Source organism: Pseudomonas sp. F1_0610, assembly GCF_047470865.1.
Taxonomy (GTDB): Bacteria; Pseudomonadota; Gammaproteobacteria; order Pseudomonadales; family Pseudomonadaceae; genus JAZDRH01.
On record NZ_JAZDRH010000022.1, the window covers coordinates 26,376 to 51,995 of the forward strand.

The 25,620-nt window shown below is 45.6% G+C and carries 27 protein-coding genes and 1 other RNA gene; 16 read left to right on the forward strand and 12 right to left on the reverse strand.

Annotated elements, in window-relative coordinates; all coding sequences use genetic code 11:
- Positions 1–9 precede the first annotated feature (9 nt).
- From VQ643_RS12035 to VQ643_RS12085, 11 genes are all read right to left on the reverse strand, one after another.
- Positions 10–1,719 carry a putative 2-aminoethylphosphonate ABC transporter permease subunit gene (locus VQ643_RS12035; protein WP_414200038.1) on the reverse strand — a complete coding sequence of 570 codons (1,710 nt, stop codon included), beginning with the start codon at positions 1,717–1,719 and terminating at the stop codon, positions 10–12.
- Between the two features lie 9 nt (positions 1,720–1,728).
- The gene (locus VQ643_RS12040; RefSeq protein WP_414200039.1) at positions 1,729–2,796 is read right to left on the reverse strand and encodes a putative 2-aminoethylphosphonate ABC transporter ATP-binding protein; all 1,068 of its coding nucleotides are present in this window, start codon (positions 2,794–2,796) and stop codon (positions 1,729–1,731) included.
- Positions 2,797–3,122: 326 nt separating this feature from the next.
- A complete protein-coding gene (gene sugE, locus VQ643_RS12045; RefSeq protein ID WP_414200040.1) occupies positions 3,123–3,440 on the reverse strand; it encodes a quaternary ammonium compound efflux SMR transporter SugE in 318 nt (105 codons plus the stop codon).
- A 171-nt stretch (positions 3,441–3,611) separates the two neighbouring features.
- Complete coding sequence (locus tag VQ643_RS12050) at positions 3,612–4,616, reverse strand: extracellular solute-binding protein (protein ID WP_414200041.1); 1,005 nt, start codon at positions 4,614–4,616, stop codon at positions 3,612–3,614.
- A 136-nt stretch (positions 4,617–4,752) separates the two neighbouring features.
- Positions 4,753–4,992, reverse strand: a complete 240-nt coding sequence (locus VQ643_RS12055) for a DUF3298 domain-containing protein (RefSeq protein WP_414200042.1) — start codon at positions 4,990–4,992, stop codon at positions 4,753–4,755.
- 69 nt (positions 4,993–5,061) lie between these two features.
- Positions 5,062–5,550 (reverse strand): hypothetical protein, encoded by a 489-nt coding sequence (locus VQ643_RS12060; protein WP_414200043.1) that lies wholly within the window; start codon positions 5,548–5,550, stop codon positions 5,062–5,064.
- A 78-nt stretch (positions 5,551–5,628) separates the two neighbouring features.
- The gene (locus VQ643_RS12065; protein ID WP_414200044.1) at positions 5,629–6,861 is read right to left on the reverse strand and encodes a 2-octaprenyl-3-methyl-6-methoxy-1,4-benzoquinol hydroxylase; all 1,233 of its coding nucleotides are present in this window, start codon (positions 6,859–6,861) and stop codon (positions 5,629–5,631) included.
- A gap of 10 nt (positions 6,862–6,871) precedes the next feature.
- Complete coding sequence (locus VQ643_RS12070) at positions 6,872–7,327, reverse strand: DUF4442 domain-containing protein (RefSeq protein ID WP_414200045.1); 456 nt, start codon at positions 7,325–7,327, stop codon at positions 6,872–6,874.
- Between the two features lie 12 nt (positions 7,328–7,339).
- A complete protein-coding gene (gene ubiH, locus VQ643_RS12075) occupies positions 7,340–8,518 on the reverse strand; it encodes a 2-octaprenyl-6-methoxyphenyl hydroxylase (RefSeq protein ID WP_414200046.1) in 1,179 nt (392 codons plus the stop codon).
- Positions 8,519–8,527: 9 nt separating this feature from the next.
- A complete protein-coding gene (pepP, locus tag VQ643_RS12080; protein WP_414200047.1) occupies positions 8,528–9,847 on the reverse strand; it encodes a Xaa-Pro aminopeptidase in 1,320 nt (439 codons plus the stop codon).
- A gap of 9 nt (positions 9,848–9,856) precedes the next feature.
- Positions 9,857–10,417: a UPF0149 family protein gene (locus tag VQ643_RS12085; protein WP_414200048.1), complete on the reverse strand. Its 561-nt coding sequence runs from the start codon at positions 10,415–10,417 to the stop codon at positions 9,857–9,859.
- Between the two features lie 208 nt (positions 10,418–10,625).
- On the opposite strand from VQ643_RS12085, the gene VQ643_RS12090 reads away from it, so the two are divergent.
- From VQ643_RS12090 to VQ643_RS12120, 7 genes are all read left to right on the forward strand, one after another.
- Positions 10,626–10,835, forward strand: a complete 210-nt coding sequence (locus VQ643_RS12090) for a TIGR02449 family protein (RefSeq protein WP_414200049.1) — start codon at positions 10,626–10,628, stop codon at positions 10,833–10,835.
- Positions 10,832–11,131, forward strand: a complete 300-nt coding sequence (locus VQ643_RS12095) for a cell division protein ZapA (protein ID WP_414200050.1) — start codon at positions 10,832–10,834, stop codon at positions 11,129–11,131. The genes VQ643_RS12090 and VQ643_RS12095 overlap by 4 nt, the downstream gene beginning before the upstream one ends.
- A gap of 36 nt (positions 11,132–11,167) precedes the next feature.
- Positions 11,168–11,347, forward strand: a non-coding RNA gene (ssrS, locus tag VQ643_RS12100) — 6S RNA.
- Between the two features lie 75 nt (positions 11,348–11,422).
- On the forward strand, positions 11,423–12,043 hold the full coding sequence (locus VQ643_RS12105) for a 5-formyltetrahydrofolate cyclo-ligase (RefSeq protein WP_414200051.1): 621 nt from the start codon (positions 11,423–11,425) through the stop codon (positions 12,041–12,043).
- A gap of 164 nt (positions 12,044–12,207) precedes the next feature.
- A complete protein-coding gene (locus VQ643_RS12110) occupies positions 12,208–13,179 on the forward strand; it encodes an HlyD family secretion protein (RefSeq protein WP_414200052.1) in 972 nt (323 codons plus the stop codon).
- Between the two features lie 17 nt (positions 13,180–13,196).
- Positions 13,197–15,911 carry a ribosome-associated ATPase/putative transporter RbbA gene (gene rbbA / locus VQ643_RS12115; protein ID WP_414200053.1) on the forward strand — a complete coding sequence of 905 codons (2,715 nt, stop codon included), beginning with the start codon at positions 13,197–13,199 and terminating at the stop codon, positions 15,909–15,911.
- Position 15,912: 1 nt separating this feature from the next.
- Positions 15,913–17,019, forward strand: coding sequence for an ABC transporter permease (locus tag VQ643_RS12120; protein WP_414200054.1), 1,107 nt, complete (start codon positions 15,913–15,915; stop codon positions 17,017–17,019).
- Here the strand turns inward: VQ643_RS12120 and VQ643_RS12125 are convergent.
- Complete coding sequence (locus tag VQ643_RS12125) at positions 17,016–17,891, reverse strand: lysophospholipid acyltransferase (RefSeq protein WP_414200055.1); 876 nt, start codon at positions 17,889–17,891, stop codon at positions 17,016–17,018. The two genes, VQ643_RS12120 and VQ643_RS12125, sit on opposite strands and share 4 nt — an antisense overlap.
- Positions 17,892–18,179: 288 nt before the next feature.
- Here VQ643_RS12125 and mdcA point away from each other — a divergent pair, with 288 nt between their 5' ends.
- Genes mdcA through madM form a run of 9 tightly spaced genes read left to right on the forward strand, consistent with a single transcriptional unit; the run spans position 18,180 to position 25,440 of the window.
- Entirely contained in the window at positions 18,180–19,856 is a 1,677-nt protein-coding gene (mdcA, locus tag VQ643_RS12130) for a malonate decarboxylase subunit alpha (protein ID WP_414200056.1), read from the forward strand.
- A gap of 2 nt (positions 19,857–19,858) precedes the next feature.
- Positions 19,859–20,728, forward strand: coding sequence for a triphosphoribosyl-dephospho-CoA synthase (locus VQ643_RS12135; protein WP_414200057.1), 870 nt, complete (start codon positions 19,859–19,861; stop codon positions 20,726–20,728).
- A complete protein-coding gene (locus VQ643_RS12140; RefSeq protein ID WP_414200058.1) occupies positions 20,728–21,027 on the forward strand; it encodes a malonate decarboxylase subunit delta in 300 nt (99 codons plus the stop codon). The genes VQ643_RS12135 and VQ643_RS12140 overlap by 1 nt, the downstream gene beginning before the upstream one ends.
- On the forward strand, positions 21,020–21,865 hold the full coding sequence (locus VQ643_RS12145; protein ID WP_414200059.1) for a biotin-independent malonate decarboxylase subunit beta: 846 nt from the start codon (positions 21,020–21,022) through the stop codon (positions 21,863–21,865). The genes VQ643_RS12140 and VQ643_RS12145 overlap by 8 nt, the downstream gene beginning before the upstream one ends.
- Positions 21,862–22,665 carry a biotin-independent malonate decarboxylase subunit gamma gene (gene mdcE, locus VQ643_RS12150; protein WP_414200060.1) on the forward strand — a complete coding sequence of 268 codons (804 nt, stop codon included), beginning with the start codon at positions 21,862–21,864 and terminating at the stop codon, positions 22,663–22,665. The genes VQ643_RS12145 and mdcE overlap by 4 nt, the downstream gene beginning before the upstream one ends.
- A gap of 3 nt (positions 22,666–22,668) precedes the next feature.
- Positions 22,669–23,292, forward strand: coding sequence for a malonate decarboxylase holo-ACP synthase (locus VQ643_RS12155; protein ID WP_414200061.1), 624 nt, complete (start codon positions 22,669–22,671; stop codon positions 23,290–23,292).
- Positions 23,289–24,224 (forward strand): malonate decarboxylase subunit epsilon, encoded by a 936-nt coding sequence (gene mdcH / locus VQ643_RS12160; protein WP_414200062.1) that lies wholly within the window; start codon positions 23,289–23,291, stop codon positions 24,222–24,224. The genes VQ643_RS12155 and mdcH overlap by 4 nt, the downstream gene beginning before the upstream one ends.
- A gap of 47 nt (positions 24,225–24,271) precedes the next feature.
- Positions 24,272–24,661, forward strand: a complete 390-nt coding sequence (gene madL / locus VQ643_RS12165) for a malonate transporter subunit MadL (protein ID WP_414200063.1) — start codon at positions 24,272–24,274, stop codon at positions 24,659–24,661.
- A 14-nt stretch (positions 24,662–24,675) separates the two neighbouring features.
- On the forward strand, positions 24,676–25,440 hold the full coding sequence (gene madM / locus VQ643_RS12170; RefSeq protein ID WP_414200065.1) for a malonate transporter subunit MadM: 765 nt from the start codon (positions 24,676–24,678) through the stop codon (positions 25,438–25,440).
- Positions 25,441–25,620: the final 180 nt, after the last annotated feature.

Below are 25,620 nucleotides of genomic sequence, written 5' to 3' on the forward strand. Positions count from 1 at the left end.
AAGAAATCCTTAATGAGAAAGGTCACCACGACGCCAAGCTTGTGAGCGCCGAACAAGACCACGGGAGGCCAAAGCAAGCGCTGCTGAAACGCCAGCTGAGGTGGTTAAAATCAGGGTTGACATGGCAGCAGCCCCGCCTACATTGCCTGCATCATCCATATTTAATACAGCGACGGCCGCTAGGATGGTGTCAGGGCTATAGAGGAAAATTGCCGCCGATACTGTGGTCATTGCGGATACAAATAGGTAGCGAAAAATATCCAATAATGCAGGCAAGCAAATCGGTAGTGTTACTGTGTAAAAGTGCCGATAAAGCGGTGCTTTGAGTGATAGCGATGCAGCTTCAAACTCTTTATCTAATTGGCGTAGCGCTGTACTGGCAGTCATATGAGCAGTTGTGAAAAAGTGCACAATGGAGCAGAGCACCAGTAGAGCCATGCTGCCGTATAGAAAGCTTAATGGGTTATTAGGTAGGTTAAAAAAGAATACATAACCTAAACCCAGCACTAATCCAGGAATTGCCATGGGCACAAAGCTCAGCATACGCAAAGCGGTGTTGAGCCATTTTTGCGCACTGGTTTTTTCTATTAGGTACGCGCCCGTAAAGATGATTAGGCTGCCGAAAATAGCCGTGCTAAAGGCCAGTTTTAAGCTATTGAAATAAGCTAGCCAGCCACCTGGTAAACCATCAAAATTATAATGGCGTAATGAAAATGACAGGTTATAAGGCCAAAACTGAATAAAGGACGAGTAAACAGCCATGGCAAATACGCCAAATAGCACAGCACATAGCATGAATACAAAGGCTAGAAATGCCCAGTCACGTTTAGGGTTGCTTTTGGGTACATATACTTGCGCCCGAGAACTGAGGCTATCGCGCTGACGTCGGCGTAACCAAGCATCTAAGGTAAAGGTAAAAATGGCAGGTAATAGCAGTACCATACCAATGAGCGCACCGCGTCCAAACTGCTGTTGTCCAATCACAGCTTTGTAGGCTTCAAGGGCAAGTACTTGGTAATCACCACCTACTACAACAGGCACGCCAAAGTCAGTAATGGTCAGGGTAAATACTAAGCAAAATGCAGCAAAAACACCTTGTCGGCTAGAAGGCCAAGTCACTGAACGAAAGCTTTTCCATGATGAAGCCCCCATACTGGAAGCTGCATCAAATAGCCGTGCATCGGCCATAGATAACGCTGAAAGTAAGATCATTAGCGCATGTGGAAAGGTGTAAATGGCTTCACCTAATACAATGCCCCAATAACCATAAATATTGTCGCTAACAAGGCTACGTAGGAAACCTTGATTGCCAAACAAATACACCAAAGCAATGCCGGGTAGCATTGACGGTGCGAGTAAAGGCAATAGTGAAACCCCGCGCCATAGTGGCTTAACTGGAATTAACGTGCGTTGTAAGGCGTAAGCAAAGAGATACGCCAGCGGAACAACCAGACAGGCAACACTGATAGAAACCTTAATGCTATTTCCCAGTAACCAGCGAAAATTATCACTGGAAAAGAGGCTCAAAGCGGCTGTTAAGCCACCGCCTTGGCTTGCATCAGGATTAAAACCACGCCAGAAAATAGCGGCCAGCGGAAAAAGTACTGCTATCGTAAGCACACCTAATAATAGCCACTTGCCGCCTGCAACAAACAAGATATCTAACCACGATTTGCATGGCTTCTGTTGCAGCTTAGGTGCCGATGTTGTAATGCTCATACCAATACCTTAAGCAAATACGTGCAGTTGGTTAGCAGGCAATGTCACCTTGACTTTGCCATCTACAATGGCTGGCATTTCACTAGGGGCAATCTCGGCTTGTAAAGAGTGACCTGGCAGCGTGTCTAGCTCAAAACGCATCAAGCAACGGCTGCCTAAAAAAGTTATATCCTGCACATTGGCGCTGAAATTATTGTCATTAGCGCTAACTTGGTTGAAACGCACTGCTTCAGGTCGGCAAAAGAGACGCCCTTGATTATGCGTCAATGGGTGGTTTAAGTAGATTTCTTGCTCGCCCACCATAGCCACGCCTAAGTCGTTACGTTGGAACGGAAGCCAGTTGCCTTGGCCAACAAACTCCGCCACAAAAGGCGTTGCAGGCTGGCGGTAGATTTCCTCAGCGGTGGCGTATTGCTCAACTCGTCCATGATTCATCACAGCAATGCGATCAGCCATCAGCATGGCTTCATCTTGATTATGAGTAACCATCAAGGTTGTAATGTTTAAGCTTTTTTGTAGGTTGCGCAGTTCAGTGCAAAGATGCTCACGTACGCGGGCATCCAGTGCCGACATAGGTTCATCCAACAGCAGTAATGACGGGGAAGGCGCTAATGCGCGAGCGAGCGCAACACGCTGTTGTTGCCCGCCTGAAAGTTCGCTGGGGTATTTCTTTTCACTGCCTGTAAGCCCTACTAAATCTAGCATCTCTGCTACACGATCTTTCACCATTAAGCGTGGATTGCCAGCCAACCCGTAAGCGATATTCTGCTGTACGGTCAGGTTCGGAAAGAGCGCATAAGACTGGAATAAAATACCGTAATCACGCGCTTGAGGAGGGAGATAAGATATATCACGTATGCCATTAAATATTTTGCCGCTGTCTTGTTGCTCTAAGCCCGCAATGCAGCGCAATAAGGTGGTTTTTCCACAACCAGATGGACCTAGCAAACACACCAGCTCACCTTGCTCAATATCCAGTGAAACACCATCTAGCGCGGTGAAATGGTTAAAGCGCTTTTCTATGTTATACACACTTACATGCGGATTATTGCGTGTTTTCTGTGTAGTTGCGTGCATATCTACCTCATATTGGCTGCCCATTGAATGGGCTTGATGAGGCTATGCTAAGTGGCAAGTGCTAAAGTTTTATGACAACTGGGCTAGACCAGTTGCAAATTGAATTTTTAATTTTGTAATAAAAAAGACATCCAATACTGCTATAGAAAAGCACTTTATATAGGGCTTCTAAGGTCTTAAGTTTTTAGAATGTTTTGTTTTCGTCTGTGTTATTAAAAGAACAAGCAGACAGGAAATCTGCTGATTGAGTCGAGCTATTAGTTTTGGAATGCTGTTTATATGTAGGCGCAGGCTTTGAGTACGCCTACATATTGAAGATGGATCTATTAAGAACTGGTTAACTTTAAGCCAATAATGCCAGCAATAATAAGGCCAACGCTGATCACTCTAATTGGGTTTAAGCTTTCATTAAAGGCTACGGCGCCAACAATAACAGCGCCAACAGCACCAATACCGACCCAAATACTATAAGCAGTGCCGACAGGTAGGCTACGCATAGCAATAGATAGCAAGTAGAAGCTAATGGCCATAGTGACCAGTGTGAAAATAGAGGGATAAAGCCGTGTGAAGCCTTCGCTGTATTTCAGGCCGATGGCCCAGCAAACTTCAAATAATCCAGCAATGATAAGAACAAACCAAGTCATAAAAACCTCGACAGGCCGTCCTGTATGAAAGGGGAGAGGTGAGGTCGTCCTCACTTCCTAAGTAGAAAAGATAAAGCGGATAAAGCTTAGCTAAATTAAAAAATTGGGGCAATAGCAAAACTGTAAATAAAAACGCTCAGGCAATTTATTACCTGAGCGTGTGTTGCTTACTTAACGCCAGCCTGCGCGATCCATTAAGCGGATAGCTTCAGCTTGGCGCTTGCCAGCTACTTCAACAGGCATAGTGTCTGCTTTAAATTTACCCCAGTTTGCTACTTCTTCAGAAGGTGCTACGGCAGGGTTTGCAGGGAATTCTTGGTTGGTGTCAGCAAAAATACGCTGAGCGGTCGGCCCAGTCATCCACTCAACGAGCTTAATAGCTTGTTCTTTATGTGGTGCGTATTTGTTTAAGCCAATACCTGATAGGTTAACGTGCACACCGCGGTCATTTTGGTTAGGCCAAAAGAGTTTAGCCCCTAGTTTAGGGTTAGCTTTGTGTAAACGGCCATAGTAATAGGTGTTTACAATGCCCACGTCGCACTGACCCGCATCCACTGCCAAGATGACGGCGTTATCATCAGAGAATGGATCAGTAGCTAGGTTGTTTACCCAAGCTTCAACAATTTTTTGGGTTTCTTTCTCACCATGGGTTTCAATCATAGTGGCAGTTAGTGACTGGTTGTAGACTTTTTTACTGGTACGTAGGCACAGGCGGCCATCCCAGTTTTTGTCGGCTAGTGCTTCATAGGTGGTTAATTCGCCTTCATCTACGCGATCAGGTGCGTAGACAATAGTACGCGCCCGTAATGAAAGTCCAATCCAAGCGTTGGTGCTTGAACGGTATTGTGAAGGAATGTTGGCATTGATGATTTCAGAGTTGATTGGCTGCAAAATGCCCATTTGTTCGGCTTGCCATAGGTTGCCGCCGTCAACTGTGATAAGAAGGTCAGCTACTGCATTTTTGCCTTCGGCTTTAATGCGTTGCATTAATGGTGCTTCTTTGTCGGTAATAAATTTAACTTTTACCCCAGTTTCTTTGGTGTAAGCGTCAAATACAGGTTTAATCAGCTCATCAATCCGTGATGAATAGACTACAACTTCATCATCAGCGGCATATAAATTGCCAGTGAGAAGTGAGGTAGCCAATACAGCTAATAACGATTTGCGCAGTTTCATAGCGTTCCCTAATGGTTAATTAAACTGCTTGGATGATAGTGAATATCATTTACTAACTCAAATAGTTTTATTTTGCTGCTGTGAAATAGGGCTGTTAGATCAAACAAATGGCTTTTAAATAAGCGTTTAAACCGAGTTACTCATAAGAGGTTGGCCAAGTCTCCAGTTGCTTTAAGAAAGCAGGTTGCACTATGCCTTTTAAGTCTTCTTTTTTAACTAAAACTTCTGGCATGCCTATGACGTAAGGGCCAATCTCATAAGCACCATAGCCAAAAACTAATCCTTCTTTAACGGGGCGCCAATCGGTACTTAAGTGGAACATAAACATTTTACTTGCAAAGTGTTCTGCTGTTTCTGCCGCACGCATGTCCAGCATCGCTAAGAAATACTGCTCAACGGCTTTATATTGAAGTTTTTCTAGCGTTACTTTGGACTCTTTATTGGGTCATAAAATATCGTCCAAAGTTAGCGTTTGCTGGGTTTTTATATTCAACACACGAAAATAACGGCTGGGCATGCCATGTGGAGTACCTTTGTAATATTGATAGGTTGAAAACGCTAATACTACCCAAGAATCATGCATTCCTATTGATTCAACATTGATCGATTCATTGAGTGTCCAAATATCGTCGCCTTCAATTTCTACACTGAGTTTTGCATAGTGCTGCAAAAACTCGGGCCAAGGCATAGCAAAACTAGGTTCATCGTCAGTAATAGCGCGGCGTACATTGGTTTCAATGTACTGGTTTAGCCACGTTTGATGATCAAACTGAGGAAATTCAACACTGTATTCTGAACAGCCGTCATCTGTTGGCGTTTTTACACAATATTTAGCCTGATATTCTTGTTTTTTGGCTGGATTTATTTCTGCTTGCGAAGTTGAACTGATAAAGGAGATAAACAGGCTGACTACTAGCCAAAAGGCATTCTTCATGACTTTTTCTCCGTGTGTAGCAATAATTTTCTTGTACGCTCAAGGCCAAGGAAGTTTTAGGATCATTTGAAATGCGGTTTATGTGACTTTGACTACTTTAGCCAATTTTGGAATATCACCACTCACACCTAATGCCTGGCGTACAAATAAGGCTTTTGCTTCAGCACTTTGCTGCATCAGGTTAAGCCCTGTGTTGCGTAGCCAGCGTAGTGGTAGTGCATCGGCTTGGAAGAGGCGTTTGAAGCTTTCCATGGCAGCCATCATGGCGAGGTTAGCTGGCATACGACGGCGTTCGAAGCGGCTAAGGACTTGTTCTGAGGCAAAGTTTTCTTGGCGATCCAGTGCATGTAGTAGTACTTCTGCCAGCGTTGCTGCATCTAGCATACCAAGGTTGACACCTTGCCCTGCGAGAGGGTGAATAGTATGTGCGGCATCGCCAATAAAGGCTAAGCCTTGTTCGATGTAACGTTTAGCGTGACGCTGACGTAGTAAAATATTGAAGCGAGTGTCGCTGTGCTCTACTTTGCCTAGCTTGCTTTCAAAGGCGCTAGTGAGTTCGGCACAGAAGGTAGCCTCATCTAACTCGACTAAGCGCTGGGCTTCTTCTGGTGAGGTTGACCATACAATGGAACACCAATGTTCACCGTCGTTAACATGTGTTAGAGGTAATAGCGCAATAGGACCTGTATTAGTAAAGCGCTGCCAGGCTGTTTTTTGATGCGGTTGTTCTGTGCGAATACTGGTTACCACAGCATGATGCCCATAATCCCATTCACGAGTTTCGCAGCCTGTTAAACGGCGAATAACAGAATTGGCACCATCGGCAGCGACCAATAAGCGCCCTGTAATTTCTTGACCATCAGCCAGTTGTACTAACCATCCTTTACCACTGCGCCGTGCATTTTCCACACGGGCATTACTGATCAATTGAATTTGGGTATTGTGCAATTGCTCAATGAGCGCATCTTGCACCACAGCGTTTTCTACAATATGGCCCAAGTGCTCGGCATGCACACTATGGGCGCTAAAATCGATAACGCCTGTGCCATCGCCATCCCACACATGCATAAAATCATAAGGGCTGGCTCGACGTTGAAGGATGCCTTGCCAAGCACCAAGATTATCTAAAATAGTTTGGCTGGCAAAAGATAAAGCACTTACGCGAGGCTCAAAGGCTGTATCAGGGGTAAATTCTTTTAGTGTAAGTGGGCTAGCGTCTAGTACAGTGACAGATACAGCACAGTCTTTTAAGGCAAGGGCGAGAGTGCTGCCTACCATGCCTGCGCCAACGATAATAATATCTGTATCCATCTTTGCTCCTTTATTGACGCTGTTTGCGCCTTATATAGACGACTTTATCTACAGTAGCAACGGTTTTGCCCTGCGAGTCGAGGATCTTCAGTTGAAAGCTAGGTAAGTACTTTTCGCCATTGGCTGTGTGGTGGCGAATCTCGGCTAAAAGTGCTTCGTCAATTTTGCATTCACAGTGCACTTTGCCCGTACCAGGGCTAATAAAGTTAATAGTGGCAGATTTATCCCAAACCACATAATCGCGTCCTAAATTGCGCATGATCATCAGCATATAAAAAGGATCAACCATAGAATACAGCGAGCCACCAAACTGAGTGCCTACATAATTACGGTTGTACCATGTTAACTTCATGCTGACTTTGACATATCTAAAGTCAGCACTGATAAAGTCAATTTTAACGCCCGCCCCAAGATAGGGCGGATAGATATTAAATAGCCAACGATACCACCAAGGAGCTTTGCGCATATGGTTTACCTTTTAACGCGTTCCGAGTCCCATCGCTAGTCGGGCAAACCAATGCTTAGCTGGCGGCAGTAAGTCCAGTCCCATTAAGCCCATATTACGCCCGAGTGCGAGTAAGGGTTGATTATTGGAGAATAGACGGGTTACGCGATCTGAAAAGCCAATAGTGATATCTTGATCCTTTAATTGGCTAGCCTGAAAGGCTTGCAGTGTTGCAAAGTCACCTAAAGGTGCTTGGCTCGCTAGCAGATGTTTTGCCAGCATTAAGGTGTCACGCAATGAGAGGTTGTAGCCTTGTCCTGCAACGGGGTGCAAGCTGTGTGCAGCATTGCCTAATACTACTAGATGAGGGCGTATTTGCTCGTCACTGGCGGCTAAACTTAGTGGATATTGATGGCGTGAGCCTACTTTAGTGAATGCGCCTACACGAAAGCCAAAGCAGTCTTGGAGTTCATGTAAAAATTCAGCATCAGCGAGATTAAACAAGCGCTCAGCTTCGTTTGGTTCGCGCGTCCAAATTAAGACATAGCGATTATCAACTAATGGCAGTAAAGCTATAGGGCCGTCGGCAGAAAAACGTTCAAAGGCCTGCCCTTCAGGGGCTTTATCGCTGCTAACCGTAGTAATTAATGCGGTCTGATTGTAAGGCGTAGTAGTAACGCTAACGCCCAGTTGTTCACGCAGGTTAGAGCGTCCGCCATCGGCTAAAATAGTTAATTCGGCTGTGAGTTCAGTGCCATCATCTAATTGCATCTGATAGCCATCAGCCAAGGCTTTAATGTGCTCTACTTTGGCTGGGCAACGCCACTCAATAACTTGGCTATCTAAGGCCTGCCATAAACAATGACCTAACCAAGCATTTTCAATAACATAGCCTAGTGCTGGCACACCCTCATCGGCAGCCACCAATCGAGCGTTGCCAAAATGCCCTTTGTCGGACACATGCACTAAGGTCATGGCTTGTGCACGAGGGGCTATGGCCTCCCAGATTCCTAGCTGTTGATAAATTTGCTGGCTACCGTAAGAAAGTGCAGAAGCACGTGCATCAAAACTCGGCTGAAATTGGCTGCCTGGGGCAAAAGGTTCAACTAGGGTGATTTTCCAGCCCCGTTGTTTAGCACCTGCTTGTAGTGCAAGGGCTAGGCTCGCGCCAACCAAACCACCGCCAATAATCGCAATCTGTGTACGTGCCATACTCATTCCTTATGCTTGTGCCATTAACGCTTCAATCTCAGCAACAGATTTAGGTGCTTTATTAGTTAATACTTGGCAGCCATCAGCAGTCACTACTACGTTATCTTCAATGCGTACACCGATGCCACGCCATTTTTCAGCAACAGTCGTATCCTCAGGTGAAATATAAATACCAGGTTCAACCGTTAGCACCATACCGACTTGTAACGGGCGGCCTTCGCCATTGATTTTATAATCACCAACATCATGCACATCTAAGCCTAACCAGTGCCCAGTTCCATGCATGTAAAATGGACGGTAGGCTTGTGCTTTAATAAGTTCCTCTACATCACCCTGTAGAATGCCGAGTTCAACTAAACCTTCGGTAATCACTTTGACGGCTGCATTATGTGCGTCATACCAACGATGTTTCGGTGAGATGTAGTTAAAGGCTGCAAAATTAGCTTTTAATACAATTTGATAGATAGCTTTTTGCTCAGTGCTAAATTTACCGCTAACAGGAAAGGTTCGTGTGATATCACTGGCGTAGCAATCAATTTCACAGCCAGCGTCAATCAGCACCAGATCACCATTAACAAGCGGTTGATCATTTTCGTTGTAATGTAAAATGCAGGCGTTGCTGCCACTGGCGACAATAGAGTTATAGGCGACATGTTGCGCTCCGCCTTTACGAAACTCATACTCTAATTCAGCTTCCAGTGAGTACTCGTACAACCCCTGCTTAGCTGCTTTCATAGCATTAATATGAGCTTGCGCTGAAATATTCATCGCTTTTTGCATTAAGGCAATTTCGGCAGGGCTTTTGATTAAGCGCATTTCATGCAAAATAGGTTGAGCCGCATGAAACTGCGTGGGTACTTGAGCGCCCATGCGTGCTTGTTCACGCACGCTATTTGTCCATTCTTGAATTTGATTATCAAAGTCAGCATCTTCGCCAATATTGCTATAAACGCGGGTGCAGCCATCAATTAAGCTAGGTAGAATTTGATCAACCTCTTCAATGGAGAAGGCTTGATCTACACCATAATTAATAATAGCGCCGTCTTGCCCTTGACGTTTACCTTCCCATTGCTCGCGCTCAGGATTGCGGTCACGACAAAAAAGCACTGTACTGCCATCAGAACGCCCTGGAATTAGCACCAAAATAGCTTGTGGCTCAGGAAATCCACATAAATATTGAAAGTCACTATTTTGGCGGTAGCGATACTCAACGCTATTGTTACGCTCAGGAATAGGGGCAGAAGGGAAAATAGCAATGCTCTCTGCTCCCATTTGAGCCATAAAAGTATGGCGGCGTTGAGAAAATTCAGCCTTGCTAATAGACGACATGCTTACTCCTTAATGTACGGCTGTGTTGGGTTCAGTTGTCACAGAGTGTTGTCCTAATTCGTTAAATAACAGAATAGGCGCAATGCGTAAGTACTCAGACACTTGCATAAAATCATCTTCAGTATCTTCGTTTTCTTCTGCGTTAGACTGAATCTGTGTGATAGAGACAAGATCTTCTAGCACTTCATTGGCTTCGGTACTGAGTTTTTTACTGCCAGCCACTAAACCAAAACCAGCTAAAAAGCTTTGGCACCACATAGCGACTGCCTGTGTGCGCTCGGCGATACTGCAATCATCATCAGGTAGTAGTAGAGTGAGCGCCATCACTTCGCTAGATTGCAGCTCTGCTTGGGTCATTTGCAATAAGCCAGCTAAAGGGGCATGCAAGCTTTCAGGAATTTCACCATCAAATAGCTCAGCGGCATCTGTTAGCCAATCGGCCACTTCAAAATTAGCGCCACCGCAGCAGCGACCAATTAACAGACCTTGTAACTCGGCAGGTGAAAGTGGCTGGTTTTGTGCGCCTAGTAAGGCCGCAAAGGCTTGATAAGCAGAAGTTTTTTCAGACATTGTAAGGTTTCGTCTCAGTCATAACAGGGGCGATATGCGCACTATTGTATGCTTTATCCAGATTTTAAGTGCAGGCTAATGTAAAATTTATCGCAAATAAGCATTGCCACATGGCACTTAGCAACGAATGTTATTATCCTAGTCATCTTGATTTGAAATGACCATGTTATCGAGCAATAAATCTATTGCTTAGGTTGCAGGAGGGTTTATGAAAGATTCAGAGATTAAAACCCTTTTAAGCCGTGTTGATCAGCTTATTTCGCGTTATGAAGAGTTAAAACAGCAGCACCAGCTCCTCAAAAATGCTGAACGAACTTGGCGAGAAGAACGGGCAGAGCTAATTGAAAAGAACCAATTGGCTCGTGTGAAGGTCGAAGCCATGATTTCGAGATTAAAAGCGTTGGAGCAAGATACATGACTCAGGCAAAAACTGTTGTAGTAGATATTCTAGATAAGGCATATCACATTGCTTGCCCTGAGGGTGAGGAGTTTGCTTTAGAGCGCGCTGCACGCTTTTTGGACAGTAAAATGCGTGAAATACGTCGTAGCGGAAAAGTGGTAGGTACTGAGCGTATTGCTGTTATGGCAGCGCTAAATATGACCTATGAGTTACAAAGCATACAGCTAAAAAGTGCCAAGCCTGAAGCCGAAAGTGTTGATGTTGAAGCAGTACGGACTTTGCTTACACGCTTAGATAAAAACCTATCTGAATAGCGCTTGATGCCTAATCAGATGCGTGTATACTGAAGTAACTTCCTCGGGTGTTGGCCAGTTGGCAGAGTCCCTGAGCCGATAATTTTATATCTCGGGAGTTTCGTTTTTGGACTGGTGAGCATGTCCGCTTGACGGAAAGCCTAAAGGTCTTCGCTACTCCCACCTTGAACTTTCGGGTTCAAGGCCAATGCTAACAGCGGCACCTAGGGGAAACCTAATTTAAAACCCAGTTATTGCGCTGGGTTTTTTATTGCTTGCAAAACATCATAGAACAAAATCTAGGCTTTGGTTATGCTAGGTTTTTCTCTTATATCTAGGCAAATGACAGATAGCATTCCAAGCCGCGCGCAGCTGCGTAAAACATTACGTGAGCAACGTCGCGCACTTAGCCCTATAGCGCAAAAAAAAGCTGCCCAGCACTTTTTAAAGCAGTTTGTGAAAAGCGCGTTGTTTCATCGCCATCAACGCATTGCTATGTATCTTGCCAATGATGGAGAACTCAATTTACAGCCCACAATTGATTACGCGTTGGCTTGTGGTAAAAAAGTGTATTTGCCTGTGCTTAATACATGGCCACAAACACAAATGGCATTTCAGCAGGTAGTAGCGAATCAAGTGTGGGAAAAAAATCGATTTAATATTGTGCAACCAAAAATTAATCGAGACTTGCAAGTTAAGCCTTGGGCGCTAGATTTAGTCTTGTTGCCGTTGGTTGGTTTTGATAGAACAGGTGGTCGCTTAGGAATGGGGGGTGGTTTTTATGATCGCCATTTTGCCTATTTAACGCAGCGCAAAACATGGCGTAAACCTGTTTTAGTTGGAGTTGCGCATGCTTGTCAGGAGCTAGCGCATATACCAGTGCAGAGTTGGGATATTCCACTGGACAAGGTGTTGGTTGCTTCACCCAAATAAAGCAAGTTTTTTTGTAAAAATACGTTAAAAAAACTAGATAAAACACGCCTGTTTGATGCAAGTGGCTGCAAAGTTAAGTTATTTTAACTAGGCTAGTAAGATAGTTCTAAATTAGATAGTTAAATAAAATATATTTCTTTGCGTGGCTATACCTAGGAGTCAACATGTCCAGTCAAAAAAGTACGGCTAAATGGTATCTCGTTCCTTTTGTGGGGTTAATTATTGCAGCAGCTGGTTTTGGTTATTGGAAGTCATTACAAGATAAATTGCCCGCTGGGTTTTACGTGGCAAATGGACGTTTAGAAGCGACAGAAGTACAGATAGCCACTAAATATGCAGGTAAGATTGAGCGTATTTTCTTTGATGAAGGCGATCCAGTAGAGAAAGGTCAACTATTGGCCAAAATGGAAACCGCCACCTTAGAAGCGCAACTGGCACAGGCACAAGCCGAAGTGATGCGTGCAAAAGACAGTCTAACAGCCGCTCAAGCTAATACGGTTTTACGCCAGAGTGAACAAAACCTAGCCGCCAAAGACTTAAAGCGTTTTCGTGAATTACTGCGTACAGGAAATGCCAGCAAACAGTTGGTGGATCAACATCAAACAAGGTATGACACAGCAACGGCGGCGCTAAATGCAGCTAATTCAAATGTCTCGGCTGCGCAAGCAGCAATTAAAGCAGCACAAGCTCAGGTAACACAAATCAGCACCTATATTGCCGATAGTAGTTTGTATGCGCCAATGTCTGGCGTTATTCAGTTGAAAGTGGCAGAAGAAGGTGAAGTGTTAGCGGCTGGCGGACGTATTTTTTTAATGATTAACCCAGCCGATCAATATATGAATGTGTATTTGCCAACAGATGTTGCAGGCAAACTGGTAGTGGGTGATGAAGCACGTATTGTACTTGATGCGCTAGATCAAACCTTGCCCGCCAAAGTGCAATTTGTTGCATTAAAATCTCAATTTACCCCTAAAGAAGTCGAAACCTTTAACGAGCGCCAAAAACTAGTGTTTCGCGTAAAGCTTCGTTTACTTGATTCAGACAAAATTCCCGCAGCTAAACCTGGTATGCCAGGCGTTAGCTATGTGCGCACCGACAGCTCAATTGCTTGGCCTACCAACTTAAATAACAACTAAATGTTATAGGGGGCACTATGAGTCAGTTAGCTGTTATTGCTAAAGATATTTCGCACCGCTATGGCAAACAATCGGCGCTGGAACAGGTTAGCTTTAGTTTAAAACAGGGTGAGCGTTGTGGGTTGATAGGCCCTGATGGCGCTGGAAAATCGAGCCTGTTAGGTTTAATTTCTGGCGTGAAAATTATTCAAGAAGGCGCCTTGGATGTGTTAGGAGGCGCTATTACCGAGCGCAAGCATAGGCGAAGCTTGTACCAACGCATTGCTTTTATGCCCCAGGGTTTAGGGCATAACCTCTACCCTGAGCTTTCTATTGGCGAGAACGTACGTTTTTTTGCGACTTTGTTTGGCTTATCTAAAGACGAAGCAGATGAGCGTATGCATGGTTTGCTGGCTGCGACCGACCTGTTACGTTTTATTGATCGTCCAGCGGGTAAGCTTTCTGGCGGAATGAAGCAAAAACTAGGTTTATGCTGCTCCCTTATTCATGATCCTGATTTACTGATTTTAGACGAACCAACTACGGGGGTTGACCCTTTATCTCGGCGCAACTTCTGGCAGCTTATTGACCGTGTACGCGCTGATCGTCCGCATTTAACCTTGTTGGTTGCCACAGCTTATATGGATGAAGCGGCTCAGTTTGAGCATTGTTTGATGCTTGATGACGGAAAAATTATTGCTGATGGCTTAACCACTGAATTGGCTCAAGTAACAGCTACAGGTAAGCTAGATGACGCTTTCACTCACTTTCAGCAAAGCCAAGGCAAGCAACACCAAGCGTTAACCATTCCACCAAGAACAACAGAAACCCAAGAAATCGCCATTAAAGCCAAAGACTTGACCATGAAATTTGGTGATTTTGTGGCAGTGGATAAAGTCAATTTCGAAATTAGCAAAGGTGAGATTTTCGGTTTCTTAGGCTCCAATGGTTGCGGTAAAACCACCACCATGAAAATGCTCACGGGTTTATTGGCGGCCAGTGAAGGGGAGGCGTGGCTGTTAGGTAACGCCGTAGATGCCAAAGATTTAGCAACGCGTAAACGTGTAGGTTTCATGTCGCAAAGCTTTTCGCTCTATGGCGAATTAAGTGTGCGACAAAATTTAGAGTTACATGCGCGATTGTTTGATATAGCAGGTGCTGAGGCAAAAAAACGCAGCCAAAATTTGATTGAGCGCTTTCATCTTGAACATTATGCAGAGGAGCAAGCTGGTGCTTTACCGCTTGGGCTGCGCCAACGTTTGTCGCTGGCAGTGTCTATTATTCATGAGCCTGAAGTATTGATTTTAGACGAGCCTACTTCTGGTGTTGACCCCGCTGCACGTGATGATTTTTGGCGACTTTTGATTGAGCTGTCGCGTGAGCAAGACGTTACCATCTTTTTATCAACGCACTTTATGAACGAAGCTGAGCGTTGTGATCGTATTTCCTTAATGCATGCCGGCAAAGTGTTGGCGGTAGGCACGCCTGAGGCATTACAGCATCAATTCCAAGGTGTAACACTAGAGGAAGCCTTTGTAACTTGTTTAGAGCAAGCCCAAGGTGAAACCCATGAGGAAGATGTAAGCTTAGTTAGCGATAGTGCGACACAGATACCTCGTACCAGCTTTTCATTAACACGCATGCTAGCTACGGCTATGCGTGAAAGTAAGGAGCTAATGCGTGATAAAGTTCGCCTCGCCTTCGCCCTTTTAGGAGCTGTCTTAATGATGGTAGTGCTGGGGTTGGGTATTTCACTGGATGTAGAAGATCTTAAGTTTGCTGTATTTGACCAAGACAATAGCGCCCAGAGCCGCACTTACTTAGAAGCTTATCGTGGCTCGCGTTATTTTGTTGAGCAAGCACCTATAACCAGCATGCAAGATATGCAAGATAGGCTGCAGCGTGCTGAACTGAAATTGGCTATTGAGATTCCAGCAGGTTTTGGGCGCAATCTATTTGCAGGACGCTCTCCTGAAGTAGCCGTATGGATTGATGGCGGCATGCCGTTTGGTGCTGAAACTACCAGAGGCTATGTCAACGCACTACATGAACAAAGCATCCAAAATTACTTAGCAGAAAGTAATTTGCCTGCGGGTATTGGTGAGTCACCATTGCGGGTCGAAACACGTTTTCGTTATAACCAAGATGTGGTGAGCGTTAACGCCATGGGCCCTGGCGTAATGGCGTTGATTTTAGTTTTTATTCCAACCATGTTGACGGCTTTAGGTGTAGTTCGAGAAAAAGAACTGGGTTCTATCACCAACTTTTACGCCACACCGTTAACGCGTTTAGAGTTCTTGTTGGGTAAGCAAATGCCTTATTTGGTTGTCAGTATTATTAATCTTCTTTTGCTGATTATGATTACCACTTGGGTATTTAACGTACCTCTTAAAGGCAGTTTAGCTGCATTGTTACTGGGCGGTTTACTCTATGTGCTGGCGACTACCAGTTTTGGTTTACTGCTTTCAACTGTGACTAAAACGCAAATCGCAGCTATTTTGGGGAGTGTTATTTTAACGACCTTACCAACAATTCAGTTTTCAGGTTTGATTGTTCCACGCTCCTCATTAGATGGCGGCTCAGCGGTGATGGGAACCTTATTCCCAGCAGGCTATTTTCTTGATATTTCCGTTGGCACCTTTACCAAAGCACTAGGCTTTATGGATTTATTGCCACAGTACTTGGCGTTGTTGGCTTTTTATTTAGGCTTTACAGGCTTAAGCCTGTTATTGCTGAAAAAGCAGGAGGTGTAGCGTGCATAAGTTATCGCATATTTTTCGGTTAGGTATTAAAGAACTGGTTAGCTTGCGTTATGACGCCGTACTTATTCTTTTTATGCTTTATGCCTTTACCTTGGCAATCTATATGCCAGCCTCTGGCGCTGTTATTGGTGTGAGTAATGCTAGCGTGGCGATTGTTGACCAAGACCAAAGCTCATTTTCACGCCGCCTAGCTGAAGTATTGCTACTGCCCGAATTTAAAAAGCCTGTTTATATTGAATATGATCAAATTGATGAAGTGTTAGATGGTGGTAAATATACCTTTGTAATTAATGTTCCGCCTAATTTTCACCGTGATTTATTAGCAGGCAAGCAGCCAGAATTACAGGTTAACGTAGATGCTACGGCCATGAGCCAAGCCTTTATGGGGGCTTCTTATATTGGCGCTATTATCAAACGTGAAATGGCCAACCAACTGCAAAGCGGTGAACCACCCGTGAAGTTGGTGGCGAACGTGATGTTTAATAACAACCTGCAAAGTGGTTGGTTTTTAGCCATTATTCAAATGATCAACAATGTTACTGTGCTAGCCGTATTACTGGCTGGAACGGCTTTATTGCGTGAACGTGAACATGGCACCTTAGAGCATTTATTAGTATTGCCATTAACCGCTGCCGAAATTATGGGGGCGAAAATTTGGGCTAATATGCTGGTCATAGTGCTGTGCACTTGGCTGGCGCTGGAAATCGTCGTACAGCGTGTTTTAGAAATTCCGTTGGCGGGCTCTATGGGGTTGTTTTTGCTGGTTACAGCCATGTATTTATTTGCCTGTACCTCACTGGCAGTAACCTTAACTACCTTTGCTAAATCTATTCCGCAGTTTGGTTTGCTTTCTATTCCTGTGATCCTGCCCATGTTGCTACTGTCAGGCGGTACAACCCCCTTAGAAAGTATGCCGCAATGGCTACAATATGTTATGCAAATTTCGCCAACTACCCATTATGTTAGCTTGTCGACTGCGATTTTATTTAGAGGCGCTAGCTTTGAACTCGTTTGGCCTGAAATGCTAGCGCTGTTGGTCGTGGGCGTAATGTTCTTTAGTATTGCGCTGGCACGCTTTAGAAAAACGCTCGCTGCTTAATACCAGCGAGCTTCACCTTCAGGGCGTTTTTTAAAGCGCTTCATGCTCCACATATATTGCTCTGGCCAGCGTCGCACATAGCTGGCAATAGTGGCGCTCATTGCCGCAACGGCTTCGTCCACATTATCGCTATACATGGCTTCAGGTGCTGCTTCAATTAAGACTTTAAAGTGGTTATTTGGTAGGCGAATAGCATGCAAAAAGACGCCTACTGCTTTATGTCCTTTAAGCATGTTAGGAACAAACTTGCTGGTGAGCGCGCGAGTGCCTAGAAAAGGAACAAATACACCTGAAGACTCACTGGGTTCAGGATCAGCAGGAATACCCACTGAGCCGCCTTTGCGTACTTCTTTGATAACGCTCAAAATACCTTCTTTGGTAGAAGGCGCAACACGATTGCCTAGCTGTACGCGTTGCTGGGCAATAAGTTCGTCTAATTCTTTTATTTTGGGCGGGCGATAGAAAATAATAGGTTTGCTGTGGCTACAGTAAAAGTGGTTTAGCACTTCCCAATTGCCTAAATGGCTAGTAATACCAACGACGCCTTTCCCACTGGCTAATGCGTGTTCTAAAACCTCCATGCCTTCTACTTCATCAATCAAGGCTAAGGTTTTATCCACAGGCCATAACCAGGCACAGGCGCTTTCTACCATGGTTTTACCAATACCTTGCAAGGTTTGGCGTGCGAGTATTGCGCGCTGATCTGGAGAGCGTTCAGGAAAGCAATGCTCTTGGTTAATTTGTACCACTTTGCATGCAGAGGTATTAAACCACCACATGCAATTGCCAATAAAATTGCCTAAATGTTGAACAGCGGGCCATGACAGTTTTGCCACGCCTTTTAGCAATGCAACGGCGATTTTGCCTTTCATGGTTGGATCTAATCTCAGGTTAAAAGTTAGGCTTAGTGTAACTGCTAATTGCGAAAAGTTGCAGGAATGCAAGTCGTTAATGATCGACATTAGTGAGACTTAAGTTGTAACTGAGCAATTAATCTATATTTTTATATAGTGATATAAGCCTGATGCTATAAGGCTTATTCACAGGTTTAACGAAATTCATTAACTTAAAGCTAATGAATGACGAATGATCTTGATTGAAGCAAATCTTCAGTATTTCTACCTTGATAAACAACAAGGTCTTAATGCTGTGGAGCTAAGATGACAAGAACAATCCAACCACCAGCACAATGGTCGCGCCGGCGTAGTGAAAAGCAGCGTCGGGTTGACAGTGTGCGCCATCTTGCCGATGGAAAAGTGTTACCTACAGACAAAATTGTAAGCGCGTTGGAGCTATTAATTGCTTCAGGCGACAAGGTTGTTTTAGAAGGCAACAACCAGAAGCAAGCCGATTTTTTATCGCGCTCATTATCGGAAGTGGATGCAGGCAAATTGCATGATTTGCACATGATTATGCCAAGCGTCGGGCGTAGTGAGCATCTGGATTTATTTGAGCGCGGCATTGCCCGCAAGCTAGATTTCTCTTTTGCAGGGCCACAAAGCCTGCGCATTAGCCAGCTGTTAGAAGACGGTTTATTAGAAATTGGGGCAATCCATACTTACATTGAGCTGTATTCTCGCTTGCTAGTGGATTTGATTCCTAATGTTTGCTTGGTTGCAGGCTTTAGTGCGGACCGCCATGGCAATATTTACACGGGACCCAGTACTGAAGATACGCCTGCTATTGTTGAACCAACAGCATTTAGTGACGGTATTGTTATCGTTCAGGTGAATGAAATTGTTGAAGACAGCAGCGATTTGCCACGTGTGGATATTCCCGCATCCTGGGTAGATTTTGTCGTGCAAGCAGACAAGCCGTTCTACATTGAACCACTATTTACCCGTGATCCACGCCATATCAAACCCGTACATGTACTAATGGCGATGATGGCGATTCGTGGTATTTATGAAAAGCACAATGTGCAATCGCTCAATCATGGTATTGGTTTTAACACCGCAGCCATTGAGCTATTGCTGCCAACCTATGGCGAGCGTTTAGGCTTAAAAGGCAAAATTTGCCGCAATTGGACGTTGAACCCCCATCCAACTTTAATTCCTGCCATTGAAACGGGCTGGGTAGAAAGCGTGCATTGCTTTGGTACTGAACTAGGCATGGAACACTATGTGGCCGCTCGACCTGATGTGTTCTTTACGGGGCGTGATGGTTCTTTGCGTTCCAACCGCATGATGTGCCAGCTTGCTGGGCAATACGCTGTGGATCTGTTTATTGGCGCTACCTTGCAGGTTGATGGCGATGGTCATTCATCTACGGTAACCCGTGGTCGTTTAGCTGGTTTTGGTGGCGCACCTAACATGGGGCATGATCCTCGTGGTCGTCGTCATGCCACTGCGGCATGGTTGGATATGGTGCAAAAACAAAGCACCCCTGAACAAACCATGCTGGAGCGCGGTAAAAAATTGGTGGTGCAAATGGTTGAAACCTTCCAAGAAGGTGGAAAGCCTACTTTTGTTGAGCAGCTAGATGCAATTGACGTGGCTAAGAAAAGTGGTATGCCATTAGCGCCTATCATGATTTATGGCGATGACGTTACTCACTTGCTTACCGAAGAAGGCATTGCTTATTTATACAAAGCACGCTCATTAGAAGAGCGTCGCGCCATGATTGCCGCCGTAGCAGGGGTAACTAGCATTGGTATGCGGCATAACCCAAAAGATACAGAGCGCATGCGCCGTGAAGGGTTAATTGCCTTGCCAGAAGATTTAGGTATTCGTCGCACAGATGCCAGTCGTGAGTTATTGGCTGCAAAAAGTATTAGTGAGCTAGTGCAATGGTCAGGCGGTTTGTATCAACCTCCTGCACGTTTTAGGAGCTGGTAATCATGGCTAAACCACAAGCGCGTGTATGTGCTACGCAGTGGGCAGAATATCTAGCCAATTCCGCTGTGCAAGCCTTATTAGATGAAGTGCAGTTAACACCAAAACCTGGTCTGGTTGACCGTCGTGGTAGCGGTGCGCACAGCGATTTAACACTAGAGCTGATGCAAGCGTCAGCACATAGCTTGTGGCCAACTTTTTACCAAATGGCTATAGCCGCGCAGGTGCATCCACATATTGACCAAAGCTTACGTGAAAGTATGGGCGCTATTGGACGCTTAGGCGAAGCACAAATGCTGAAATGCACTCAGGGTGTTAATACACATCGTGGTGCTATTTGGGCGTTAGGCTTATTAGTAGTTGCCGCCAGCCTTGCGCCTTTTACCACGGCTCAAGAACTAACAGAGCGCGCCGCCCAGTTAGCATTAATTGAGGATAGATACATTCCTCAACAAGGGCTAAGCAATGGCGCTAAAGTTCGCCAGAAATATGCCGTTAGCGGCGCGCGCGAACAGGCACAACAGGGCTTTCCTAGCGTGCACTTAGGACTTAAGCAACTCCTGAAAAGCCGTCAACAGGGCGCAAGTGAGAAGGCTGCACGGGTTGACGCTTTACTGGCCATAGCCAGTGAACTTGCGGATACCTGCGTGCTACATCGTTCTGGTTTAGAAGGCTTGATGTGGATGCAACAGCAGGCACGTAAAGTGCTTGCGCTAGGCGGCTATTCCAGTGCTTTAGGACAACAACAATTTCAACAATTAGAAACCGGCTTGCTGGCGCGCAATGCTTCTCCAGGCGGGGCCGCAGATTTACTGGCCGCCAGCTTATGGATTGACAGCATTTTACCCGCATCAGCACAAGAGGGCAGCGTCTAATGGAAGTTTTATCTTTTACTTTTGCGGCAGGAAAACCCTGCTTGCATCGCGCTTTAGTTGGCTGTGTAGGTTCTGGTGACTTAGAAGTCTTGCTAGAGCCTGGCCGTGAAGGCGAACTTAAAATTCAAGTCACCACCTCTGTTGATGGCAGCGGTGCACGTTGGCAGCACTTATTTGATCGCATGTTTAGCGAGCAACTCATGCCGGCTGTCAGTATTGAAATTAATGATTTTGGCGCGACTCCAGGTGTTGTGCGTTTACGCATTGAACAAGCGCTAGAGGAGGCAAGCGATGACTGATACACAAAGCTTATTAGCCCAACAAAGTTTTGTTGAGTTAAACGCACGTGAACGTGCTCGCAGCCTGCTTGATCAAGGCAGCATGCAAGAATTACTAGGTCCGTTTGACCGTGTGAAATCACCTTGGCTCGAACAACAAGGCATTGTTGCTCAAGCGGACGATGGTGCTGTGGTGGCCAAAGGCACTATCAATGGCAAGCCTGTAGTAGTTGCCGCTATTGAAGGTAACTTCCAAGGCGGCAGCATGGGTGAGGTCTCAGGTGCCAAACTGGCGGCTGCGCTGGAGTTGGCTTTAGAGGATAACCTAAAGGGCATTCCACGGGCCGCTGTTTTGCTGCTAGAAACAGGTGGTGTGCGCCTGCAAGAAGCCAATCTTGGCTTGGCTGCGATTGCTGAGATTCACGCCGCCATAGTAGCACTGCGTGTACATCAGCCAGTTATAGGCGTAGTAGCTGGTTCTGTCGGTTGTTTTGGTGGCATGTCTATTGCAGCTGCCTTGTGTTCTAGCTTAGTGGTTACCCAAGAAGCCCGAGTTGGCTTAAATGGTCCACAGGTGATTGAGCAAGAAGCAGGCATTGATGAATACGACTCGCGTAATCGCCCTTTTATCTGGAGCTTTACGGGTGGTGAGCAGCGTTTTGCCAGTGGTTTAGTTGATGCTTTCAGTGAAGACAACTGCAGCGCTATGCGCGAAGCTGTTGTGCGTTTATTAGCCCAGCCAGTCGGACCTTCCCGTAGTGAGCAATACGCCTTCTACTTAGAAAAATTTGCCCAGCTATCAGGTGAGCAGTTAAGCCCAGAGCACGTTCGCCAACTTTATCAAGGAGAACCTGCATGAGTACGCCAAATCGAGCTCAACAATGGTTGGATCAATTAGCACCGCAGGCATCCGTGGTGCCCGCGCTACCTGCTTCTGTTCAAGCCCGTGATGCTGTCTTTGCAGGGCGCAATGCACGCTTTATTGCGGTAGTGCCAGATGCGCAAAACTTATTTCCGCGTGCACGTAATGGTGAAGTAGGCATGCTGGAAGGATGGGGCTTAGCCAAAGCGGTACAGGAAACTATTGAACAAGATAAAAATGTCAGTGAAAAACGCGTGATTATTGCTGTGGTAGATGTGCCAAGCCAAGCGTATGGTCGTCGTGAGGAAGCCTTAGGTATTCATCAAGCATTGGCAGGCGCTGCGGGAGCTTATGCTCAAGCACGTTTAGCTGGGCATCCTGTTCTGGCACTGTTGGTGGGCAAGGCAATGTCTGGAGCATTCTTGGCGCATGGTTATCAGGCTAATCGCATTGTCGCCTTACGTGATGCTGGGGTTATGGTGCATGCCATGGGTAAAGAGTCGGCTGCTCGAGTCACCTTGCGTACAGTGGATGAGTTGGAAGCCTTGGCAGAAAAAATCCCACCAATGGCATACGACATCAACAACTATGGCTCGCTAGGCTTATTGCATGCTTTGGTAGATGTGACTAACCCAGCTATGCCTACTACTGAGGATGTGAGCAAAGTACAGCAAGCATTAAGTGAAGCATTAGATAGCATTGCTCAAGGCGATGTTAGTTTAAGCAATCGCTTAGGCGCTGCTAATCGTCAAGCCTCTAGCAAAGTGCGTGAATTAATGCGCGCCCAGTGGAACTAGCTTATGTCGAACTGTGCTGCTGTCTATGCGTCTGGTTTGTTACCCCATGATTTAGTCTGGGGCTTAACGGCAAACATGCTGGCAGATGATGCTCCAGCTTGGGTCGCAGCACGTTTGGCGGATAACCACCCTGTAGTTGTGCGTCGCGATCAGCAACATAGCGATAGAGTGGCTGTAGGTGTTCGTGGTAAGCAGAAGATAGAGCGCTATGCTACTTGGCTGGCAGTAGCTGACATTACCAAGGTTACCACGCCTGATCAGCTCTTGCACAAGGCGCTCACTAGCGACTTGGCCCCTGTGATAAGTCGTCTACAACTGCTACTTAAACAATGGCAGTGGGGCATCACTGGCAGCCATGCCTATCAGTTGGCAACCCAAGAGCACTGTATAACAACGCATAGTGATCTGGATTTAACGGTACGCCTGCCGTTCGCGCTTGGCCGAGCCCATGCCAAACGCTTATGGATAGAGTTACAAGAGGTGTCTAAGTGTTTAGATGTGCAGTTAGAGACACCTTTGGGTGCAGTGAGTTTGGCGGAATGGGCAAGTGACGCCACTAAGGTCATGCTGAAAACACATCATGGCCCTGTATTAACGCAAAACCCTTGGCAAAAGGAGGGCTTATGAATGCGTTACTAAGCTTCCCAGGTCAAGGCGCACAGCAAGTGAATATGTTGCATGAGCTACCTGAACAGCCAGCTGTGCAAGCGGTATTAGCCCAAGCACAAGAGGTACTAGGCCAAAAACTAAGTGAAATTGATAACGCCCAAGCCTTATGCAATACCCGTAATGTGCAATTGTGCTTGCTCATTGCAGGTGTGGCTAGCGCACGTTTACTAATTGAGCACAGCTGTAAGCCTAAATATGTAGCTGGGTTATCTATAGGCGCCTATGCCGCGGCAGTGGTCGCAGGCGCGTTAGATTTTGCCGATGCGCTGCGTTTGGTTGCCTTGCGTGGTGAACTCATGCAGCAGGCTTATCCTAAAGGCTATGGCATGGCAGCCGTACAAGGGCTTACATTAGAGCAGTTAGACACCGTACTAGAGCCTTTTCAGGCGCAAGGACAGTCGCTCTATTTAGCCAATATCAATGCGGATAATCAGCTAGTAGTGGCAGGTGCAGATCAAGCATTGGCGCAACTGGCACAGGCAGTCAAAACAACTGGATGGGGACGGGTATGCCGCTTAGCCGTTAGCGTGCCCTCACATTGTAGTCTGTTAGAGGAGGCAGCAAAGCAACTGGCTGATGCATTTAGCAACATACAGCTTAAACGTGCACAAATAGGCTATATCAGCAGTACCACTGCACGTTTAATGCTAGATGGCGAACAAATAAAGCAAGATTTGGCCTTTAACATGTGCCAAATAGTCGATTGGCAAGGCGCTTTACGCGCCGCTTACGAGCGAGGAGTCCGTTTACATATCGAATTACTGCCAGGCACTGTGCTCAGTGGTTTAGCACGTCGTGTGATACCTCAGGCAGTAACTTACTCATTTCAAGGAACACGTCTAGATAGCCTTACGCATCTGATGTTAAGGGCAGGAGCCGACAACTATTAACTAACACATAAAGCTCAAACCAATAACAATAATTTTGAGGAAAAAAAATGATTATTTACGGTGTAGCTCTTTTATCTATCTGTACTTTAATAGGGCTGTTTATCGGCGAACTACTTGGTGCATTAATCGGTGTTCCAGCCAACGTAGGCGGTGTAGGTTTTGCCATGGTGTTGCTTATCTTAGGCGGCAGCTACTTAGCAAAACATAAACCTTTGGCTGCTAAAACAGAACAAGGCATTGAATTTTGGAGTGCGGTCTATATCCCAATCGTAGTAGCAATGGCTGCTCAGCAAAACGTATACGGCGCTATTAAAGGTGGCCCAGCCGCTATTTTGGCAGGCTTGCTAGCCGTAGGCATCAGCTTTGCACTTGTTCCGCTGCTGGCGCGTATTGGGCAAAAAGATAAGAAAAATTCGGCATTAGCAGAAGCCTGCTGAGGATAATAACAATGATTACTGAAGCCTTAACCAAAGTTTTAAATAGCTACGGCTTGATTACAGGTTTTGCCTTTATTGGCGTAGTTATGTGGATTTCCTATTGGATGTCCGACAAATTCACTAAAGGCCGTCTGCACGGCTCTGCAATCGCTATCTTAATTGGACTTATCTTGTCTTATGTAGGGGGCGCTTACTCAGGCGGGCAGAAAGGCTTAGTGGATATATCGTTACTTTCAGGTATCGGTATTTTAGGCGGGGCAATGTTGCGTGACTTTGCCATTATTGCCACCGGTTTTGGTGTGCACGTAGATGAGCTTAAACGCGCTGGCGTAGTTGGAGTGGTTTCATTATTCCTTGGCGTATTAACTTCATTTATTGCAGGTGCAGCCATTGCGCTGATGTTCGGTTATACCGATGCTGTTAGCGTAACAACCATTGGCGCTGGCGCAGTAACCTACATTGTAGGCCCTGTAACAGGTGCGGCTATTGGTGCAAGTTCTGAAGTGATGGCACTATCTATCGCTGCTGGCTTGGTAAAATCAATTGTAGTCATGGTCGCAACGCCTTTTGTTGCACCTTACATTGGTTTGAATAACCCACGCTCAGCCATGATTTTCGGTGGATTAATGGGCACATCAAGCGGTGTAGCAGGTGGCTTGGCGGCAACAGATGCACGCTTAGTACCTTATGGTTGCTTAACCGCAGCCTTCTACACAGCGCTAGGTTGCTTACTAGGCCCATCACTTCTATACATTGTGACAAAAGCCTTCCTTGGTTAACTCTCGTTGTATCCGTTGTTAAGCAAATCCCCTTATTTAGCCAGCTCTTAGAGCTGGCTTTTTTATTGAGTTATTTTTTGAAATTAAGTGATAGCTTTTATGTCATTAATTACATAAGGGGAAGTTGCTATGCTTAAATATTAAAAATATATACTCAATTAATATTAATTATTCTTATTG